This window comes from Falsiroseomonas oryziterrae (genome assembly GCF_021864505.1).
Classification (GTDB): domain Bacteria; phylum Pseudomonadota; class Alphaproteobacteria; order Acetobacterales; family Acetobacteraceae; genus Falsiroseomonas; species Falsiroseomonas oryziterrae.
In genome coordinates this window covers 1-4,544 of sequence record NZ_JAKJIB010000328.1, presented here as the reverse complement: position 1 = coordinate 4,544, position 4,544 = coordinate 1, and the positions used below count along the sequence as shown (strand labels likewise).

The window sequence follows — 4,544 nt, the reverse complement described above, 5'->3', positions numbered from 1 at the left end:
GGCGGCAGCGCGAGCGTGGCGAAGGCGGCGGCGAAATCCGCGCGCGTCAGCGCGACGCGGCCCTCGACCGGATCGGCGGCGCGGAGCTTCGCGAGCAGGCGCCAGGCCAGCGACAGCGTGACGGCGGCCTGGCGCCGCAGGCGGGAGCGTAGCAGGCGCGGCAGCGGCGCGGCGGCTTCCAGCGTTGCCTCGACGCGATCCAACGCGGCATCGAGCACGGCGCGGCGCTGCGGGTTGCCGGGCGCGAAGAAGGCGCGCTCGCCGCCGGCCTCGTCCATCCAGGGGACCGGCAGGTAGATGCGGTCCAGCGCGTCGCGGTCGGGAACCAGGTCCTGCAGGTGGTTCAGGATCTGCAGCGCGGTGCAGAGCGCGTCGGAGGCGGCGTGCGCTTCGGCACTTTCGCCATGCACGCGCAACAGCATCCGCCCGACCGGGTCGGCGGAGCGGCGGCAATAGTCTTCCAGCTCCGCCCAGTCGGCGTAGCGGCGCTGCGTCGCGTCCTGGCGGAAGGCGGAGAGCATGAGCCGCGCCTCGGCGCTGCCGACCTCGGCCAGCGCGTCCTCCGCGGTCGCTTCCAGGGCATCGAGGCGCCGCAGCCTCTCCTCGGCCGGCAGGGTGCTGTCGGCGATGTCGTCGGCGGTGCGGACAAAGCGGTAGAAGGCGAGCACCTTGCCGCGCGCCGCCTTCGGCAGCAGCAGCGAGGCGACCGGGAAATTCTCGCTCGTGTGGTCGCGGGTCGGCGGGCCGACGGCGACGCCGCTGCCATCCATCGTCGTGCCTTACGCGGCCCCGTCGGGCTGGTAGGCGCGGCCCTTCCAGCCGGCCGGCTTGCCCATCAGCCCGCGCACCAGCGCGGTCCATTGGATCGCCAGCGCGACGCCGACGGCGAGCGGGTGCAGCGGGATGGTCCACCAGGGCTCGCGCACGCGCAGCGTCACCGCGGTGCGGATCGCAAGGCCGAGCGCCAGCGCCAGGAAGGCCCAGGCCTCCGGCAGCAGCGCGATGGGCCACAGGAAGGCGCCGGCGAGCATCACGGTCCAGATCGGCAGTCCGACCGGCGTCGCCATGCCCTCGCGGGCGTTCTTGATGAAGCCGCGCCAGCATTCTGCGAAGGTCGCGTACATGCGGCAGGTGGCGAGCCCCGCACCCTCCACCACTTCCGTCGCGAAGCCGGCGGCGCGCATCTTGCGCGCGAGCTGCAGCGCGTCGTGCAGCACGCCGCGGATCGCGCCGTGGCCGCCGGCGGCCTCGTAGGCCTTGCGCTCCACCATCATCAGCTGGCCGCAGGCGGCGGCCATGTCGGCGCGCTTGCTCTCCGCGCGGCCGCCGCCGGGCAGGTAGCAGTAGAGCAGGAAGTTGATCATTGGCACGGTCACGGCCTCGCCGAGGCTGCCGATCTCCTGCCGCGGCACACCGGTGACCATGGCGACGCCGGCCTGCGCGGCATGACCGGACATCAGCGCCGCCGCCTCGGGCTCGAGCCGCACATCGGCGTCGATGAAGAGCAGGTGCGTGCCGCGCGCCGTCTCGGCGAGCCGCGCGCAGGCATGCACCTTGCCGGTCCAGCCCGGCGGCAGCGGCGGCGCGGTCTCGAGCCGCACGCGGGCATCGCGCGCGGCATAGTCCCGCACGATCCCGGCGGTGCGGTCGGTGGAGCCGTCATCCATCACGACGACCTCGACCGCGACGCCGCGCGAGGCGAGGGCGTGGTCGAGGCAGCGGGCGATGTTCGCCTCCTCGTTGCGGGCGGGGACGAGGATGGAGACGAGCGTGCCATCGGCCGGCGTGCCGCGCGGCGGGCCGACCTTCGTCAGGTTCAGCACGACCATGATCGCGGGGAGGGTGGCGAGGGCGAGGGCAAGCCAGGCCCAGGTGAACTCGAGGTCCATCGTTCAGCCCGCCTCCTGACGGGTTTCGTGCCGCGGGTCGAAGCGCTTGCCGCTTGCTGCGGCCCGGAGGCGGCGCCAGAGGTCGTAGATGCCGCCCATGCCCTCGCGGCCCTTGTGGATCGTCTCGAAGCGCGCCGGGTCGCGGGCGACCGCATCCGCGGCCAGCCGGTCCATCGTCGCGGCGAGCGCCGCAGAGAGTGCCTGCGCGCGGGCATCGCGGTCCATGGCTTCCAGCACCCGGCCCTCGATCGGCTCGCCGAAGGCGCAGAGCATTTCCGCCTTGCGTTCGGTCCAGAAGGGATAGTCGAGCGCAAGCGGGATGAAGAGCGCGTCGGGGGCGAATTCCGGCAGGCGGGTCATGCCGGGCGCGATCGGCACCGGGCGCTCCCGCACGTCGGAGAAACGGCCCGGCGCGTTCATCCACAGCATGCGGTCGGGCGCGGCCAGCACCTCCTTCGCGAGGCGCAGGAAGGCGATGGCGCCGCGCGGCGAGCCGGTCTCGATCCCGAAGACGCCGAGCCGGCGCATGAAGCCGTAGCGGTCGAGCGCCTGCTTCTCCATCGGGATGAACATGCGCCGGTTCGGGAACAGCGCGACGGAGAGCAGCATGAAGGCGACGCCGTCCCACCAGCCGGGGTGGTTGGCGAAGACGACGAGCGGCCGGTCGCCATAGTCCCGCGGCACGCCCCAGCGCGCGACGCGGGCCGCACGCATGTGCTTGCCGAAGAAGCGGGAGAACATGAAGTGGAAGAACGCCATGCGCCGCGGGTCGTAGCGCCCGATCGGGTCCTCGGCAGCCGACCGGGCCGCACTTCGTGTCTCGGCGTTCATGAAAGGAATGTAGGGCGCTCGGTCAGGACGCCATAGCCCCCGCCCTCCTCCCGGCCGCAGGTCGGGAGGAGGGCGGCGGGTGTCATTCCGCCGCGGCTGCCATCTCGCGGTCGCGCCGGCCGGCCTCGCGGGCGCGCTCGCTCATGCCCTTGCCGCCGCGATCCTGGTCCATGGCGTCCGCCGCGATCCAGCCGGACATCATCACCATCGGCATGCCCGGCCCCGGATGCGCCGCGCCGCCGCAGAGATAGAGGCCCTTCACGAACTTGCTGCGGTTGCCGGGCTTGAAGGCCCCCATGAAGGAGCCGTGGCTGGCCAGCCCGTAGATCGCGCCGTCCAGCACCTTGTAGCGGTTGTGGATGTCGACCGGCGTCAGCTGGCTCTCCACGACGATCCGCTCCTCGATGTCTTCCATCCCGGCCGTGCGCTTCAGCTTGTCGAGGATCTTCTGGCGATAGGCCTGGAACATCTTCGACCAGTCGTGGTTCGGCCGCAGATGCGGCGTGTGCACCAGCACATACAGCGCCTCGCCGCCCGGCGGCGCCGTGGTGTCGTCGCTGCAGGACGTCGCGGCGAGATAGGCGGTCGGGTCGGGCGCGGGCTCGCCGCGCTTGTAGATCGCGTCGAACTCCTCCTCCGCGTCGCGGGAGAAGACGAAGCAGTGATGCGCAAGGTGGTCGTAGCGCTTCTTCAGGCCGAGATAGAGCACGACGCCGGAGCAGGCCGGCTCGAATCCCTTGCCGTCGTATTTCCGCGCCGGCTCGCCGCCGACCAGCTCGCGATAGGTGCGGATGGCGTCCATGTTGGAGATCACCGCGTCGCAGGCGATCGTCTCGCCGGTCGAGGTGACGACGCCCTTCACCGCCTTGCCGCCCGGGCCGTCCACGACATCGAACCCCGTCACCTCGACGCCCGGCCGCAGGTCGGCGCCGAGATCGGCGGCGAGCTTCGCCAGCCCCTCCGCCACGGCGCGCGTGCCGCCGACCGGATACCAGACGCCCTCATGCGCCTGCATGTCGGCGATCGAAGTCAGTACAGCCGGCGCCAGATAGGGCGAGGAGCCAACATACTGGCAGTAGTGATCCAGCATCTGCGCCAGCCGCGCATCCGGCACATGGCCGCGGATCACCTTGGCCACCGTGCGGCCCATCTTGAGGCTCAGCACGTCGCGCAGCGTGTCGGGGTTCAGGTTCGCCTTGAAGTTCAGCGTGTCGGCGATGCCCTCGACCGGCTTCCAGAAGAAGAAGTTCTCGGAGACGCGATGCAGGTTCTCGGCCTCGGCCTGCAGGCGACGATAGCCCTCGCCCATGCCCTTTCCGGGCGCGAAGCGGTCCATCTCGGCCGCCATGCGGTCCACGTCCTCGAGCAGGTCGATGCGCGTGCCATCGTCGAAGAAGCAGCGCCACTGCGGATCGAGGCGGATCAGAGGGAGATCTGTCTGCAGGTCGCGGCCGGCCTCGGCGAAGATGCGGCGCAACACGCGCGGCACGGTCAGGATCGTCGGGCCCATGTCGAAGCGGAACCGGCCGGACCCATCCGGCGCATCGAGATGCAGCACCGCCGCCTTGCCGCCGAGCCACGGGTTCTTGTCGAGCACCGTCACCTTGTGCCCGCGCGCCGCCGCCACCGCCGCCGCCGCGAGCCCACCCAAGCCGGCCCCGACCACCACCACACGCTCAGCCATGCTCGCCAACCTCCTGCGGGCCGGAGCCCAATAGCATGTTTCGGGGCGGTCTGCGGGGGCTCTGCCCCCGCGCCCCCGCCGGGGGCCGTGGACGGCCCCCGGGCCCCCACGTCAGTTTTCAAGGGCGGTCCGGGAGGGGC

The 4,544-nt window shown here is 71.8% G+C and carries 4 protein-coding genes; all 4 read right to left on the bottom strand.

Going from position 1 to position 4,544, the window contains the following annotated elements; all coding sequences use genetic code 11:
- A partial coding sequence (locus L2I40_RS19375; protein ID WP_237216826.1) for a squalene/phytoene synthase family protein occupies positions 1 to 770 on the bottom strand: 770 nt, incomplete at its 3' end.
- Positions 771 to 779: 9 nt separating this feature from the next.
- The gene (locus L2I40_RS19370) at positions 780 to 1,889 is read right to left on the bottom strand and encodes a glycosyltransferase (protein WP_237216825.1); all 1,110 of its coding nucleotides are present in this window, start codon (positions 1,887 to 1,889) and stop codon (positions 780 to 782) included.
- Between the two features lie 3 nt (positions 1,890 to 1,892).
- A complete protein-coding gene (locus L2I40_RS19365) occupies positions 1,893 to 2,720 on the bottom strand; it encodes a lysophospholipid acyltransferase family protein (protein ID WP_237216824.1) in 828 nt (275 codons plus the stop codon).
- An 82-nt stretch (positions 2,721 to 2,802) separates the two neighbouring features.
- Positions 2,803 to 4,404 carry a phytoene desaturase family protein gene (locus L2I40_RS19360; protein ID WP_237216823.1) on the bottom strand — a complete coding sequence of 534 codons (1,602 nt, stop codon included), beginning with the start codon at positions 4,402 to 4,404 and terminating at the stop codon, positions 2,803 to 2,805.
- Positions 4,405 to 4,544 lie beyond the last annotated feature (140 nt).

Coding starts and splice junctions, on each gene's coding strand:
- L2I40_RS19370 (WP_237216825.1), bottom strand. CDS start 1,889: ATGGACCTCGAGTTCACCTGGGCCTGGCTTGCCCTCGCCCTCGCCACC.
- L2I40_RS19360 (WP_237216823.1), bottom strand. CDS start 4,404: ATGGCTGAGCGTGTGGTGGTGGTCGGGGCCGGCTTGGGTGGGCTCGCG.
- L2I40_RS19365 (WP_237216824.1), bottom strand. CDS start 2,720: ATGAACGCCGAGACACGAAGTGCGGCCCGGTCGGCTGCCGAGGACCCG.